The following is a 15006-nucleotide window of genomic DNA, read 5'->3' on the forward strand; positions in this document are numbered from 1 at the left end:
ACATTATGGCAACATATTTAGACTTTGAAGAACCACTTAGGGTACTTCAGGAAGAGATAGAGAAAGTAAAGGAAGTCAGCGGAAATACAGAGGTTGATATGTCCGATAAGGTGGAGGAACTGGAAAAGAAACTTGCCGATAAAACGAAAGAGTTATTTTCTTCATTAACTCCCTGGCAGCGGGTTCAGTTATCCAGACATCCGGAGAGACCCTATACGTTGGCTTATATAAATGCAATCACAGATGGTACTTTTCAGGAGTACCACGGAGACAGAAATGTTCGTGATGACAAAGCGATGGTCGGAGGTTTCGGTATGTTGGATGGACAAACTGTGATGTTCATAGGACAGCAAAAGGGAATGAATACAAAAATGCGTCAGTATCGCAATTTTGGTATGGCTAACCCTGAGGGATACCGGAAAGCACTTAGACTTATGAAACTGGCAGAGAAGTTTGATAAACCGATCGTTACTTTTATTGATACTCCTGGAGCATTTCCTGGATTAGAAGCCGAGGAGAGAGGTCAGGGAGAAGCTATTGCCCGAAACATATATGAAATGATGAAACTGAAGGTGCCTGTAATCTGTGTGATTATCGGAGAAGGTGCTTCAGGAGGTGCGATAGGAATCGGAGTGGGTGATAGAGTGTTGATGCTTGAGAATTCATGGTATTCTGTCATCTCACCTGAAAACTGTTCTACTATTCTTTGGAGAAGCTGGGATTATAAAGAAAAAGCAGCGGATGCATTGAAGCTAACTTCTTCAGATATGAAAAAGTTGGGATTGGTAGACGATATCATTAAAGAACCGTTAGGAGGTGCGCATCGCCATCAGGAGGAGATGTTTGAGATTGTCAAGAAAGAATTGAAAAAGCAGGTTAAAGCACTTGCTAAGATTGATACAGATAAGCGGATCGAAGAACGCATTGAAAAATTCTGTAAGATGGGGGTTGTAAACGAGAAGTAAGCAAACTATGAAAAGAATTTTTTTCGTTGTACTTACGTCTGTTCTGCTTACAGGATGTTCAGAAGATGATTCGGTCGATGTAAAAGATGAAAACCAAAAGGAGTCATTCAACCCGGATGCTCCTTTTGAGTTTAATGAACAGATGTTTTTGAAAGTGGCTCTATCGAAAATCGGGGCTGTGGAAAATGAAGTAAGTTGGGAGGTCGGGAGAGCCCACCTTAATGAGGATGGTATTCAGGATGCATATTTGTCTGTAAATTTATCCAGAAGAGCGCAGAAAGATGTCGAAAATGCTAAGAATCCTTCCTTTTTGGTAGATCTGGGATATCTTGGTAATTATAATTATCTGGTTATTTGGGATGGAGAAACCAAACAGGTAAGTAAACCATATCTTATATCCAGTAATGGACTGGAAGCTTTAAAAGTAAAAGAGCAAAACCTTCTTGATCCGGGGTACAAAACGCTGAGTGCAATATACAGGGTTAAGAATAGTGCTTTCGAAGTCTTTTTTCGTTATCTAAACGGAAGTATAGTACCGGTTTTCTCCTATAAAATTATTGATGGGATAGGAACAGATCACCCTGAAGCGTATGTGCATGAAATTGTCGATAATCCACAGCAGCTTCAACAGGATATCATTATTTATGAAGCAGAGATACCAGGGTATAAAGCAATAAGTGAACACGATCCCAATTACTACCCGATTAATAATTTAAAAGCAAAACCAACTGTGGTGGTGCGGTTTTTCTTTGAGAAATCAATGGGAAAATACGCTACTAACGTTGAGGAAGAGGATTAGTTATTATTAAAAAAATCCAAATCTCCTTTTTTCATTTTGTGATATGCTTGTGCCAGCTTAACCAGCATTTTACGCATGGCATCAAAAGCCTCTTCCGTTTCTTTGAGGATTTCTTTCCCCTTTAGTTTGAGGAGGAGTTTCATGTAAAGTGCTTGTACAGCCAGATCAACATCGTTTAGTTTTGAATCTGATTTTTCCCGAAATTCAGTAATAAACGGTAGAGCCTTATTGAAAGCTTCGGTATAATTTTTGTCTTTTACCAGATTTACCAGTGTCGTGTGCAGGTAAAAAAGTTCCATTTGTACTTCATGAAGTTCAAATATATGTCCTTCTTTTTCCTTGCGTTGTTCTTTCATCGCCCGAATCAGCCCTGTATACCAGTTTCTGTATTCTTCAGCTAGTTTTTCATCCTGAACCTGAGGTTCTATAATACGTTCATAAAGTAAATCCGCGTCCAGTTGATGGGCGCGGATCAAATCTTCTATCTGAAACATATAGAGTAAATACTCAATGATATTTTCCTCTTTTTTCTGACGTGCTATTAACATAGTTTACTCTTCGCTTTCAAGCGTTTCGTTAAGTTCTGTGTATTCGGTATTCAGACCATTTACGATATCTTCAGTAACATCCATTCCGGGAGAGATATAAATTACCTGTCCTCCTTTGGCATATTGAAGAATCATATCAAACCCGTTCTTTTCCGCATAATTCTTTACAAAATTCTCCACGCGGTTGAATGCTTTGATAAGATTGTCATTTTGTAGTTGCTGGATTTTACCCTGAAGTTGTTGTTCCTCCTGAGCCAAAGCCATCTGACGTTGCTGGAATTGCTCCTGAAACTTTTGAATTTCTGAGGAAATCAGCATATTGTTTTTGATCTTTTCGTCATAAGAACGTGCCCAGTTTTCAAAACTCTTTACTTTCGCCTCAAAATTACTACTCATCGTGTTTACCTGTGCTTCGAGATCTTTTTCAATAGCCTTGATTAACTTGTAATTGGCATTAAGTGAATCACTGTTATAATAACCGATTTTGATTCCCTCTGCATAAACAGGTGTTTCTTTAGGGGTAGTAGTTCCCTCTTCCGTAACAGTTTTTTTATCTCCGCCACAAGCGGTGATAGTCATAGCAGCTCCGAAGAACAAGGCGATAAGTTGTACCTTTTTCATTTTTCTAGTTTACGTTTTTATTTGAAAAGCTTTTTAACCAGTCTTCCCGCATCGTTAGAAAACGACCCATACAATTTTCGAGAAATTCATCAGTGAGCATACCTTTTACTTCTTCAAGCCCGATAACATCTGCTTCACTTATTTTGTAAATTTGCTCAAACTGTCCGAGTTCTATCTTAACAATGTACTTGGAGTTGTACGAAAAGACAGAAATGCGGAATGTATGATGAGGAATTTCAGCAATTGTACGCACGAAAATGTTTTTTTGCAAATGTAATATAAAATGAACCATCGGAATAGAGTTTTAACGAATATTCACTTACGTAACCTGTATTGGCTGCTTTTTTCTCCCGTTTTGGAGGTGAATACTACATATGAAAAGTCAGGATTACTTTTTCCGCAAGGATTACAAGACAAATGGTTGGCTTTGCATAGGGATTGGTTTTACAAAGAAGATGGTGCGCCGGGAAAAATTAATAAACTGATTACAAATTGTCATGCAGGGTATAAGATTGGAGTATATGCAGAACAGTTATTGTTGTACTTTTTTTCTGAATCTCCATTTATCAAACTTCTTGAAGCAAACAGGCAACTAGTGCGGGATTCCGTTACGGTAAGCGAAATTGATTTTTTGGTGGAGTTTGAAGGAAAACTACTTCATCTTGAGGTGGCTGTTAAGTATTATCTTCTTACGGATATTAAAGAGTGGGTAGGACCTAATAAAAGAGATACTTTTCAAAGGAAATGGGAAAAAGTTGTTCAGAAACAAGTTCCGGAGGCTCAACGTTTTTTCATAGAGCAAGGGTATGGTAATGTCGAAAGCTTTTTTTTCGTGAAAGGTTATCTTTTTACTCAAAATTCGGAAAGAAATAACTGGGTGGCGTTAAGCGATGATTGTCTATATGAAGATAAAATGGGAAAAGGATTTGTCTTGCCGAAGAAGCCAAACTGGATGGCAGATTTTGAGCATTTCAGAGGAAAAACTTTGAATGCGTTTGAGCTAAACCGCCAACTAAAAGAGTATACTACGGTTCTAAAAACAGCGACCCCTGTAATTACCCTTTCGGGAAGCGGGCAAAAAGTAACGTTTATTGTTCCGGAAGACTGGTCGGATAAGACTATACAACCATAGCTAAAGCACTCTGATCCTGTTTTTTGAACTCAAAAGGAACTTTAACCATAAATGCATAATCCTGACCAACTTCATACATGTCGATATCCTCCGTATTATAGTACCATTCAACAACGGCTTCAAAACCTTGTGTTTTCATTTCGTTCAATTTATAAAGAAGTAACAAGAGACTTTTTGAGGAAGATATATTGAAGTATTCCAGGTCAATGCGAATTGTTGTTCGTTGAGCAGGAGTGCGCATATAAAGCGTAAACCAGTTTAATACCGGATTCCAGAAAGTCTCGGCATCCTTTGGAATAGAACGACCCTTAATGGTCATAATACCAGATGCTTCGTCAAAAGATATAAAAGGTGTTTTGGTGGTAGCTTCAACAAACAATTTCTCCATTGATTCTATGAATTTCTGACCCCAATATCGGAATTATTTTCTTTGAAAAATCATAAATTCTACAAAAAAACAATGGCTATCGACCAATGGCGTGTAATGTCAAATGAAAAAAATGGTCTCTTTTTGGTTTATTATGAAAGAGTTAGCTTTGGGCTAGGAGAAAATGAATGGGTGATGGAGTCAAAAGCAGGGTAGATGAGTGAAAAAACTGTTGTAATTCGTCCTGTAAAAAGTTACCGATTGATCCGCTTACACCAATCCGAGAATACTTTTTATCCGAGGGAATTTCTGCTGTAAAATCAACAAGGGCTTTGGTGATTAAGTTTTTCAGCATCGGGTTCTGTTTGTTGCGGATAACGGGTCTGGCAAGTTTACCAACTTCTCCGGGTATAAGCTGCTTTTTAGAAGTAAGTTGTTGTACCAGTTCATATTCATCTTTGGTGAGAAAAGGAATGATATCCTTATGATCATACTGTAGAAGCCGAAACCCCAAATCAGCTCCGCCGGCAAAATCTCCACCAGGAAACCCTTTTCCTCCAAATACCTGAACAGGTTTTTTTCCGTCCCATTCAAAAGCTACAGAACCGGTTCCAAGTATAATCCCTAAACCGGCGTGATTTTTTAATGTACTGATTCCTGCCGCGTGAAGATCGGAGTATATTTCACTGCTTCGAATAGAGGGAAATACTTGATGCAGAAGAGAACGTACACGTTGGCTAGGTTCGTCTCTCAAACAACCGGAACAGAAAAGATGAATTTCGTTAAAATAAGCAGATTCAAACTCCACTTTAACCTCCTGAAGAATTTTATAGATATCTTCTGATTTGCTTTGTGTTCCTCTGAATCCTTGGGTTGTAAACAGAGTTTTCGGTTTTCCGGCTATTCCCCAGGACGATTTTGTTGCGCCGCTTTCACCAATCAGAATCATGAAACGAAAATAAACAAATTTAGTTCATTTCAATCTTATTCCATGTTTTGATCAGGCGGTGGTACTCTTTGTAGAATTTGCTGAGGTAGAGCATAGTTTCGGAGTCATTTTCCTTTGTGCGATTTTTTAACGAGTGGAAAGACTTCATAATGAGAAGAATAATATCGGAATTCAGAAGTACTTTGGAGGTCTCCGGGTCAACATCATAATTTTCGTAGACATGGAATACAAAAGCTTTATCTTGTTTCTCTTTCTTGTTCAACCTTTTCTTTCGCGTAATTTTTTCCAGATAGGGCAGGAGATGAGCACTCAGTTCAACAAAATGTTTCATAACCAGTAGTGCTTCATTCAATTGCCTGATTTGCGACAGTCCTGTTTGCATAACATCCTGTTTATTGTTGGTAACTATATTCTAAGACGAAGGATAGACGTAGAACGTTGGTTTCGTCTCTTGTTGATTGTAAATCAAGCTGTTTTTTTCATGTTAGGATTGTGTGATTTTTTTTCACTTTTACGGTAAATCGTAAAATAAAAGGATAATTTTTTACTTTTGCTGTTATGATATTCTCCCGGTTGGGTTGAGATCAAACTTACACTTATGAAAAAGATTTACACAGGAATTATTGTTTGTGCTTTCCCGTTTTTGGGATTTACTCAGCAACAGTTTGAGAATGGAGGGTTTGAGTCATGGGAAAACACGGGGTCGCCTACAGAAGAACCTACAGAGTGGTCTTCACTGAAAACATCCGGTGGTGGACAGGCAGGAGTAGCACCTAAGGTAATATCAAAAGCTCCGGGGAGATTAGGGGGAAGCTCTATTCGTATGGAGAATGAAAGTGCCCTGGGAATAACAGCTAATGGTATTTTAACAAACGGTCGGGTTTTTGCTCCTGATTTCAATCCTGAGAATGGTTACGTGGCGACAATCTCTGCGGAAGGGAAATGGAATACGCCGTTTACATCTCGTCCGGATAGCCTTGTGGGGTGGTATAAGTATTCACCGGCAGGAGGAGATAAAGGAAAGGTAGAGGTTGCTCTGCACAGAGGATCTACCTGTGAACTACCTGAAGGAAATACGCCAAATGATCTTGTGGCTGTTGCGCGATTCCATATGGTAGGGACAACAGCTAACTGGAAACGTTTTTCGGTGCCTTTTAATTATATGAATGGTAATACGCCGGACTATTTATTGTCAGTATTAACGTCAGGGGATAGTACACTTGCTGTAGTTGGGTCGGTTGCTTATTTTGATGATCTACAATTGATTTATAATTTACCCGTAGTAACTCAGAACCTGGTTTCAAACACGTATGCGATTACAAATACAACCGGAGCTGCAATAAGTGTTCCTTATACGGTTCAGGGAGGTTTGTTTTCAGGAACTAATGAATTTATTGCGGAGTTGTCAGATGCTAATGGTGACTTCTCCGATCCGATAGAGCTTGGACGTATTACTTCTTCATCAAGCGGAACTGTTGCAGGAACTATTCCGGCACAGATTCAACCGGGTACGGCTTACAGAGTTCGCGTTCGACCTTCGGAAACCGTTTCAGGATATACAATTTTGTTGAACGATAATGATGAAGATATTACGATCACATTGACAGGAAGCTATATTGGGTTTACAGGAAACTCTACTTCTATTGTCGGAGAAGATCCAATTGACATGATGGTGTATGAGAGTCCGGCTGCTACGGATCGTGAGTGGAAATACTCATTGACTTCCGGTGGACCTTATGAATCTTTTGATCCTGTAAAAGTACAAATAACAGAATCTTTTTCTTTTGATAATGGAGGATTCTATTACGTGATTTGTGAATCGGTTATTGAAGGGATTACTTCCATTTCAAATGAGCAGTCATTGTACTTTGGTGTACTGACGCTTCCTGAAGTGAAAAATGAAGAGAATGAGTTTCTGGCTTATCAAAGTGGTGAAGAGATTATGATGAAAGCAACAAAGTCCGGTGATTTTGCTGTGTATGATGCTTTAGGGCGTAAACTCAAGTCAGGTACTTTATCAGGAATACAAACGGTTACTCCAAAAGAGTCGGGGCTTTATTTTATACAGTTTTTTGATGGTCAGAAGCAGGTGACCAGAAAAGTTATTTTTTCAGCGAATTAATTGAAGATTATGAAAAAGACAGGAATAACACTTTGCTTGTTGGCGATGTCAGTAGGACTTACTTCAGTAGTTTCAGCTCAGACACAATTGCCGAATAGTGATTTTGAAGATATACAAAGTATTTCGGGAGTTGCAGATAATGGAGGACAACCCTATACCTATGAGTATGATTCGCTTGGACAGGGTTGGATTTCCGGAAACCCCGTTAATAGATACCTTGAGATTGATCATATTTTCATGAAGGACACAAGTTTTACGCACTCCGGATCTCACGCTATTGTTATGCGGACAGATTCTATTGGTCCGGTAGTAGCCGTTGGAAATGCCGGCTTGGGTGAATTCGTTTTTAATGAGAGTAACCCGTTTGCAAGCATTGTATTTGGCGCTCCTTTTACGAACAGACCGCAAGCATTTGCCGGGTGGTATACGTACAAGTCGGTCGGAGGGATAGCACCATCTGATGGTGATGACAGATTGATTAACGGAGATTCTCTTTTGATTCTTTGTTATCTTACCAAATGGAATTCAACACTTGAAAAGAGAGATACAGTAGCACTCGCTTCTTGGACATCCAATGAAACAGTTACAGATTATACGGAGTTTATTATACCGTTTAATTACTTTTCTTCAGATGTACCGGATAGTGCGAATGTGATGTTCCTTTCCTCTTCTTTAGGATATGTAGCAGATTTTTCAGAACGTCCATTTGGAGTTAAGGGAAGTACCCTTGTTATTGACGATATCCGGATGCATTATTCCGGTGCCGGATTTGACGAGTATGTAGAATTGAAAGGAACGGCATACTCCGCAGGGAAAAAAGTGGTGATCAGTTTGGATGAATTGCCGTCTGATGCATCAGTAAGGATTTTAGATATGGCAGGAAGAAATCTGGTTTCACGTCAATTGTCTGATAAAGAATCAACATTTGAGTTAGCTTATTCCGGTATTGCTTTTGTAATTGTCAAAAGCGAGAAAGGAACACTGACCCGAAAACTATACATACATTAACTTAGTTGCTCCTTCACTGGGGAAGCAAGAAGGTACTACAAATGAATAAGTTTATCACTATTTTGGTGTCCATATTCATGGGCGGACAGTTTTTTGCTCAAAATGGAACCCTTACAGGTATTATATCCGATGCGGAAACAGCAGAACCATTAATCAGTTCCACCGTTATTTTACGTGCAGATCCGACAATAGGATCAGTTGCCAATTTTGATGGGGTATACAAATTAAGCCTTGCTCCGGGTGAGCACACTGTAATTTGCCGTTTTACAGGAATGGTTCCCGATACGTTTAGTTTTTCCATTAAGTCGGGTGAGGTATTGAACCATAATTTCGCCTTGAAAGCATTTCCTAATATGTTGGGGGATGTAGAGGTACGTGTAGGGAAATTTGATAAACCAATTGAAGACCTTACCGTTTCGATGGAGGTGATTAAGCCGGAAATTATAGAAAATAAAAATACAAGAAGTATTGAGACGATTCTGGATCAGACACCGGGATTAAATATTCTTGATGGAGAGCCACAAATCAGAGGAGGTTCCGGTTTTACATTTGGAGTAGGCTCCAAAGTTGCTGTTATTGTAGATGACATGCCTATGTTGTCTGGTGATGCGGGGCGTCCGGAGTGGAGTTTTATTCCGGTAGAAAACATTGAACAGATAGAAGTAATAAAAGGAGCAAGTTCTGTTTTATCAGGATCTTCAGCTCTTTCTGGAGCAATCCATATTCGTACAGCATATCCCCGGGATAAACCAATTACCAAAGTAAATGTATATTCTGGAATGTATTCTAAGCCTAAGGACCGTTCACAGGTATGGTATGATGATTATCCCGGAATCCACGGGATGAATTTTCTACATTCACAGAAGATCGGAAATTTTGATTTGGTAATCGGAGGGAATTTCAATCATGATCATGGGTATATAGGACCAGCTGTTAAAGATTCGGCGTATATCTATTGGAGTTCAGAGGAACCACCTGCGTATGATACAATTTCCAACTTTGGAAATAAAGAAATGGCAACTACCAGAGGTCGCCTGAATTTCAATCTGCGTCACAGGTCGAAACGAATAAAAGGACTGAGTTATGGGTTGAATGGAAACGCAATGTATAGTGATGGAGTTATGGCGTTTGCCTGGTTAAATGACACATCCGGATTTTACCAAAGTTATCCGGGAGCTGTTTTTACACATAACCAGTTTATAACAAACTTGGATCCTTACATTCAGTTCTTTCAGGAAACAGGGTCAAAACACAGCCTCAGAGGGCGTTTTTTACATTCTGATAACAAAATTTCTGGAGGGCAGGATAACAGAGCGACTGTTTTGTATGCAGACTACCAGTTTCAGAAGAGCTACAAAATATTACACGGGTTTGATTTCATAGGTGGGATAACCGGAATGCATACCGATTCGTATGCTGAACTTTATATCGGATCGGGAAGTCCGCGGAATAAATTGTTGAATATATCCGGGTATGCGGAAATCGATAAAAAATTCTTTAACGTATTGAACCTGTCGGTTGGGGGGAGATTAGAATACTTCCGATTAAATGATTCGATTCAGAAACTACAACCTATATTTAGAGCGGGAGCGAGCCTGAAATTATTTCAAGAAACCTATTTGAGAGCTTCTTATGGACAAGGCTATAGATTTCCGACTATAACAGAGCGCTTTATCCGAACTGGAATTGGAGATTTAGGAATGTTCCCGAATCCGTCTTTGAAACCTGAGAAAAGCTGGAATGCTGAAGTAGGGATTAAACAAGGTTTTAAATTCTGGGAGTTTTTTGGATACCTGGACGTAGCCGGTTTTATGCAGCGCTATGAAAATACAATTGAGTACTTGTTTGGGTATTGGGAAAGTTTGGTCGGGGCAACAACAATTCCGGCGGGATTTCGATTTGTAAATACGGGAGATTCACGTGTAGTCGGGATAGATATTTCATTTACCGGATTAGCAAAGATGGGAAAACATGCTTCATTGGCTGTTATGGCCGGGTATAATTATATCATACCAGTGAGTATGAATCCGGACTATATCTATGCTGTTGATTCGGTTGGGAATGAATTAAGTTATCAGGAAACCAGTATCGATCCTTCAAGTCGTATTCTGAAATACCGGTCATTACATAACCTGAAAGCAGATGTTGAATTTTCGTACAAAGGCTTTGCGGTAGGGGTTAGTTTTAAATACTTTTCGAAGTTGGTTAATTTAGATGGAGCTGTTCAGGATTTTGAGGATTATACATTGAGTACCGGAACAATGCAGCCGATTCAATACATGAATTATTATAATACCAGAAATACAGGACATCCGATATTTGATGCGCGAATCAGTTATGCTATAAATGATATGCATAAGATTTCACTTGTCTCTGCTAATCTCTTCAACCGTGCGTATTCGTTGCGACCTCTAAAAGCCGAAGCTCCGAGAACCGTAATGTTGCAATATACCTTTAAGCTGGATCAGAACAAGAAGAAAAAAGGCTAGAATTGTTGTAACAAAATGATACAATTCCGTTTCTATACTGGTATGCGCTATTGTATTTTACTTCTGACTTTTTCTCCATTTCCGTTTTTTGCTCAGGAAGGACACTATCCATCGAAACCCTTTGAGTGGGATGGTGAGTTTAGCGATATGTACACATTGTGTGTTATGAATAGAGACAACGAAATTTCTGCATTCGGTAATCTGAAGAATGGAGTTCCTGATGGAGCATGGCTATTTCTGAAAGAAGAGAAAATCATTATTGAGAAGGGAAGTTACAAGAAAGGACTGAAGCACGGACGCTGGATAAGTTACGATATACATGGAAATATTGAGTCAACAGGGGTCTATAAAAAAGGAAAAAAACATGGTCCCTGGTATTTCTATGAAAAATTAGCCTATTATAAACGAGGAATAAAGATACAGTGAAGCTACAATTTTTAATTACCACTCTACTATTTACGGCTTTTTTTGCAAAAGCACAGGAAGATACTTCTTCCGTATACAAAAGGGCTAAAGAGAAATTGCAAACAGTCAACTATAATTTACTTAAATATGGTGATTTTAAGCCCCGGAGTTTGGATGAGGCCTTTTTGGTTTTTCTGACAGGCGACTCTGTTTTGCTGGATAAGTTTAAAGGTCTGGAGCAAACAGAAGCGATTAATTTTGCACTGCAGAGAGAAAACCATATCTTCAGATACGATTGGGGACAGGAAGTTTTCCTGCATTTTTCACTACAATTAATAAGGGAGCATAAATTATTTGCCCCGGAGTTACAGAATAAATATGCTCTGCTTTGTTTTTACGGGTGGATGAATGAGGTCAATTTTGATCAAAACAAAACTGCCCGACAGGTAAAAAAAGGAAACAGAAAAATGAATCGGTACTGGAAAAAACGTTTCCGATATACTCAAAAACAGATTAGCCGTAAATACGATAAAATCTGGAAGGAAGAAAAAAAAGAACGTAAACAATCAGAAAAAACAAGCTATCCTTATTTAGAGGATTAGAAGTTACTTTTGTTTTTCTGCTTGTTTGGCGTAAAACCCGTTTTCATCTACTATTTGTGTTCTTAGTTGTTCCGCTTTAATTGTATTCCCCAGTTTCTTATTCGACAAGTAGCGATACCAGAGACTTTCTTCGTAGAAATTCTGACGAAAGGATTCTCCTGCAGCAACAAAACGAGGAAGTGCTTTTGTATAATTATGTGTTTGAAAATAACAAAAACCGAGATAGAAAAGTCCATTTTCATCTGTTGGATATTGTTCCAGTATTTTTTCCAAACGTGGAATAGCAAGATTCCATTTCCCTTCTTTAATATAGACAGCTGTTTTTGAGAGATAGTCGTGATAATCTATCTCGATTGTTTGCCAGGGTAAGGAAGAACTTTCTGAATCTCTGTTTTCGAGTTCTGCTTCTGTTCCTGATAAAAAGAAGCCTCGCGTTGTAATAGGTGTAGTTCGGATGCCTCTGAAGTCAATGAACTTCAGGTCGGATAAATAAATTTCTTTTTCATAGTCAAGTAAAATTTCAAATTGAGCTGGTTTTAATGAAAGAGGATGCGTCTGTCGCGGGGGGAGTTGAGGAACATAACTTTCGTATTGTTCCGTACTTACCGACTCTTTTTCTTGAACGTTGCTTTCTGGAAAATTAGTGTTGACAGTTATTGTTTCGGGAAGTGTTTCCTGTGTTGGCTCTTGAGATAAAATTTCTTCCTCCTCTATAAATGCTGTTTCTGGAGCTTGCGAAACCGGAGAGGGATCAATAGTTATCGGTGAAATGAGTTCCTTGGTTCCTGTTGGTATTATAAAAAAATAGAGAGTTGTAACTAAAAGGAAGGAGAGTGTTGTTGCAATCCAAATAAAATTTGATTGTGAAAGGAATTGTTTATCCATTCGTTTTTTGAGAATATCCGTTTTTAAGCCGGAATTACGATAACCTTCCATTGCCTCATTATCAAAATCGGAGAACTCTAACTTCTCTTCAATAAGATGTTGTTCTTCCGGAGATAATCTACCTGAAAGGTAATCATCGATTTCTTTTCGGGTAAGTGAATCTTTTTTTCCTAATATTTTATGATGTAGATTTAACAACATGATGCTCTTCCATATATAGTTTTATATTTCTTTTACCGTTTTGAATTCGGCTTTTTACTTTTTTTAGATCCCAATCTAACCTCTCACCGATTTGTTTATAGGATAATTCCTCCAGATAAAACAGTTGAACGGCTTTTCTCTGTTCTTCCTGAAGCTGAGCGATTGCTTTTTCAAGTAAGAGGAGCTGTTCTTCCTTTGAATGTATACTTTCCAATTCTTCTTCCTGGGCTGAATAGTCATGATTTATGAGCGTGTCTTCATATTTTGTGGACTTTTGTTTTCTTAGAAACTGGTAACATTCGTTACGGGTTACAACATATAACCAGGATTTGAAATGACCAATAGTATGTTTACGAGTTTTTTCATATAGAGATTCGAATACTTGCATGGTAAGATCTTCAGCTATATTCTTATTCTCCGTTATTTTTAAACAAAGCCCAAATACGAGATGCCCATAACGGCGATACAGCTCTCCGATGATTAAACGATCCTCAGAAGATTTGTAACTATTTAACAATTCCTCATCACTTTTTGACTTATATTTATTTCTTCGAAAAATCAAATGTTGTTATACTTTATATATAAGGATACAGTTTTTGGTTTTTTCCATAAAAGTATTGAATTAAATTTAAGAGTGCAGTCCTATTTATATAGAATAGAGTCTGCCTGACAAATAGGTTAATTTTTATGAAACGTATTGGAGTTTTCACATCAGGAGGAGATGCCCCGGGAATGAATGCGGCTATCCGAGCTGTTGTACGTACAGGAATATTCCATGGGGCGGAGGTATATGGGATCTATAATGGGTTTTCGGGAATGATAGAAAACGAGATCCGGCAGTTACAGTTTTCTGATGTTGGAAATATACTTCAAAGGGGAGGTACTATATTAGGTAGTGCACGATCAGATGAATTCCGGACACCTGAAGGACGTAAAAAAGCATATTCAAATCTTACTTCGCATGGAATTGAGGGTTTGGTTGTAATCGGTGGGGATGGTTCCTTTACCGGAGCTAAGAGATTAAATGATGAATTTGGGATGCCGTTTGTCGGTTTACCTGGTACAATAGATAATGACTTATATGGAACCGACGCAACAATCGGATATGATACGGCTCTGAATACAGTTGTAGAAGCAGTAGATAAAATAAGAGACACGGCCTCGTCTCACCATCGTGTATTCTTTGTTGAAGTTATGGGAAGAAATTCGGGCTTTATCGGATTGGATGCCGGAGTAGCGGTAGGGGCGGAAATGACCCTGATTCCGGAAGAGGTTACTAACCTTGATGATCTGGTTTATTATTTGAAGCGAATTAGAGGGAGGAAAAAATCAAGTATCATTCTGGTTTCGGAAGGAGATGATGAAGGAGGTGCGATAGATATAATGAATAAAGTTAAACCGCAATTAGAAGGTTTTGACATTCGGGCATCGGTTTTGGGACATATGCAGCGAGGGGGAAATCCTTCTGCGGCTGATCGTATACTAGCAAGTAGGTTAGGGGTTGCAGCAACCGAGACTTTAATTAAAGGAGGGACAAATCTGGCCTTTGGTGTTATAGGGAACAATGTAAATATAGTAGGTGTTGAAGAGGCAATTAGTAATAAAGAGGTAATTGACAGAGAGAAATTACGTGTTATTGAAATATTATCCCGTTGTTAACTACTTATTTTATAGTGTTTTATTAAAAACATCATAAAAAAGGGGTAAAAAAGTTGTGTATAAAGATAAAAAAGTATGTATCTTTGCCCCCGCTTTCGGGCATCGTTCTTTAGGAAATGGGAGTTATAGCAGAGTAGAAGGGGAGTGAAAAAAAAACTTCATATTTTTCTTGCAGGTTAAAAATAACTCATTACTTTTGCAGCCCGCTAAACGAGCGGCGTTCTTTGAAAGGTTGATGAGTTGAAAAGCTGAGA

The 15006-nt window shown here is 38.6% G+C and carries 17 protein-coding genes; 9 read left to right on the plus strand and 8 right to left on the minus strand.

The genetic code is table 11. The annotated features are described in order from the left end of the window. Nucleotides 1-5 precede the first annotated feature (5 nt). Nucleotides 6-965 (plus strand): acetyl-CoA carboxylase carboxyltransferase subunit alpha, encoded by a 960-nt coding sequence (locus tag AC4PL9_RS01785; protein WP_491603074.1) that lies wholly within the window; start codon nt 6-8, stop codon nt 963-965. Between the two features lie 7 nt (nt 966-972). Next, nucleotides 973-1764: a hypothetical protein gene (locus AC4PL9_RS01790; protein ID WP_491603075.1), complete on the plus strand. Its 792-nt coding sequence runs from the start codon at nt 973-975 to the stop codon at nt 1762-1764. Here the strand turns inward: AC4PL9_RS01790 and AC4PL9_RS01795 are convergent. Genes AC4PL9_RS01795 through AC4PL9_RS01805 form a run of 3 tightly spaced genes read right to left on the minus strand, consistent with a single transcriptional unit; the run spans nt 1761 to nt 3186 of the window. After that, complete coding sequence (locus AC4PL9_RS01795) at nt 1761-2312, minus strand: DUF4924 family protein (RefSeq protein ID WP_491603076.1); 552 nt, start codon at nt 2310-2312, stop codon at nt 1761-1763. The two genes, AC4PL9_RS01790 and AC4PL9_RS01795, sit on opposite strands and share 4 nt — an antisense overlap. Before the next feature lie 3 nt (nt 2313-2315). Further along, nucleotides 2316-2933 (minus strand): OmpH/Skp family outer membrane protein, encoded by a 618-nt coding sequence (locus tag AC4PL9_RS01800; protein ID WP_491603077.1) that lies wholly within the window; start codon nt 2931-2933, stop codon nt 2316-2318. 4 nt (nt 2934-2937) lie between these two features. Next, the gene (locus AC4PL9_RS01805; protein ID WP_343785656.1) at nt 2938-3186 is read right to left on the minus strand and encodes a hypothetical protein; all 249 of its coding nucleotides are present in this window, start codon (nt 3184-3186) and stop codon (nt 2938-2940) included. A 30-nt stretch (nt 3187-3216) separates the two neighbouring features. On the opposite strand from AC4PL9_RS01805, the gene AC4PL9_RS01810 reads away from it, so the two are divergent. Continuing rightward, nucleotides 3217-4065: a DUF1853 family protein gene (locus AC4PL9_RS01810; protein ID WP_491603078.1), complete on the plus strand. Its 849-nt coding sequence runs from the start codon at nt 3217-3219 to the stop codon at nt 4063-4065. On the opposite strand, the gene AC4PL9_RS01815 is transcribed toward AC4PL9_RS01810, so the two are convergent. The 3 genes from AC4PL9_RS01815 to AC4PL9_RS01825 all read right to left on the minus strand — a co-directional run bounded on the left by AC4PL9_RS01815 (nt 4052) and on the right by AC4PL9_RS01825 (nt 5763). Further along, on the minus strand, nt 4052-4453 hold the full coding sequence (locus AC4PL9_RS01815) for a DUF1987 domain-containing protein (protein WP_491603079.1): 402 nt from the start codon (nt 4451-4453) through the stop codon (nt 4052-4054). The genes AC4PL9_RS01810 and AC4PL9_RS01815 overlap by 14 nt on opposite strands. 142 nt (nt 4454-4595) lie before the next feature. Then, nucleotides 4596-5381, minus strand: a complete 786-nt coding sequence (locus tag AC4PL9_RS01820) for a hypothetical protein (protein WP_491603080.1) — start codon at nt 5379-5381, stop codon at nt 4596-4598. Nucleotides 5382-5400: 19 nt separating this feature from the next. Then, on the minus strand, nt 5401-5763 hold the full coding sequence (locus AC4PL9_RS01825; RefSeq protein ID WP_491603081.1) for a hypothetical protein: 363 nt from the start codon (nt 5761-5763) through the stop codon (nt 5401-5403). 216 nt (nt 5764-5979) lie between these two features. Here AC4PL9_RS01825 and AC4PL9_RS01830 point away from each other — a divergent pair, with 216 nt between their 5' ends. The 5 genes from AC4PL9_RS01830 to AC4PL9_RS01850 are packed head-to-tail and all read left to right on the plus strand — an operon-like array spanning nt 5980 to nt 12007. After that, nucleotides 5980-7503 carry a PCMD domain-containing protein gene (locus AC4PL9_RS01830; RefSeq protein ID WP_491603082.1) on the plus strand — a complete coding sequence of 508 codons (1524 nt, stop codon included), beginning with the start codon at nt 5980-5982 and terminating at the stop codon, nt 7501-7503. Between the two features lie 9 nt (nt 7504-7512). Beyond that, nucleotides 7513-8511 carry a PCMD domain-containing protein gene (locus tag AC4PL9_RS01835; RefSeq protein WP_491603083.1) on the plus strand — a complete coding sequence of 333 codons (999 nt, stop codon included), beginning with the start codon at nt 7513-7515 and terminating at the stop codon, nt 8509-8511. Nucleotides 8512-8552: 41 nt separating this feature from the next. After that, the gene (locus AC4PL9_RS01840) at nt 8553-11000 is read left to right on the plus strand and encodes a TonB-dependent receptor plug domain-containing protein (protein WP_491603084.1); all 2448 of its coding nucleotides are present in this window, start codon (nt 8553-8555) and stop codon (nt 10998-11000) included. Between the two features lie 15 nt (nt 11001-11015). Beyond that, nucleotides 11016-11426: a toxin-antitoxin system YwqK family antitoxin gene (locus AC4PL9_RS01845; protein WP_491603085.1), complete on the plus strand. Its 411-nt coding sequence runs from the start codon at nt 11016-11018 to the stop codon at nt 11424-11426. After that, the gene (locus tag AC4PL9_RS01850; protein WP_491603086.1) at nt 11423-12007 is read left to right on the plus strand and encodes a hypothetical protein; all 585 of its coding nucleotides are present in this window, start codon (nt 11423-11425) and stop codon (nt 12005-12007) included. Before AC4PL9_RS01845 ends, AC4PL9_RS01850 begins: the two co-directional genes overlap by 4 nt. A gap of 3 nt (nt 12008-12010) precedes the next feature. On the opposite strand, the gene AC4PL9_RS01855 is transcribed toward AC4PL9_RS01850, so the two are convergent. Both AC4PL9_RS01855 and AC4PL9_RS01860 read right to left on the minus strand, forming a co-directional pair. Beyond that, entirely contained in the window at nt 12011-13093 is a 1083-nt protein-coding gene (locus AC4PL9_RS01855; RefSeq protein WP_491603087.1) for a tetratricopeptide repeat protein, read from the minus strand. Continuing rightward, nucleotides 13071-13610: an RNA polymerase sigma factor gene (locus AC4PL9_RS01860; protein WP_491603088.1), complete on the minus strand. Its 540-nt coding sequence runs from the start codon at nt 13608-13610 to the stop codon at nt 13071-13073. Before AC4PL9_RS01860 ends, AC4PL9_RS01855 begins: the two co-directional genes overlap by 23 nt. A 170-nt stretch (nt 13611-13780) precedes the next feature. On the opposite strand from AC4PL9_RS01860, the gene pfkA reads away from it, so the two are divergent. Further along, nucleotides 13781-14752, plus strand: a complete 972-nt coding sequence (gene pfkA / locus AC4PL9_RS01865; RefSeq protein ID WP_491603089.1) for a 6-phosphofructokinase — start codon at nt 13781-13783, stop codon at nt 14750-14752. The last annotated feature ends 254 nt before the right edge of the window (nt 14753-15006 follow it).

The sequence above is a fragment of the Wandonia sp. genome, from assembly GCF_984588085.1.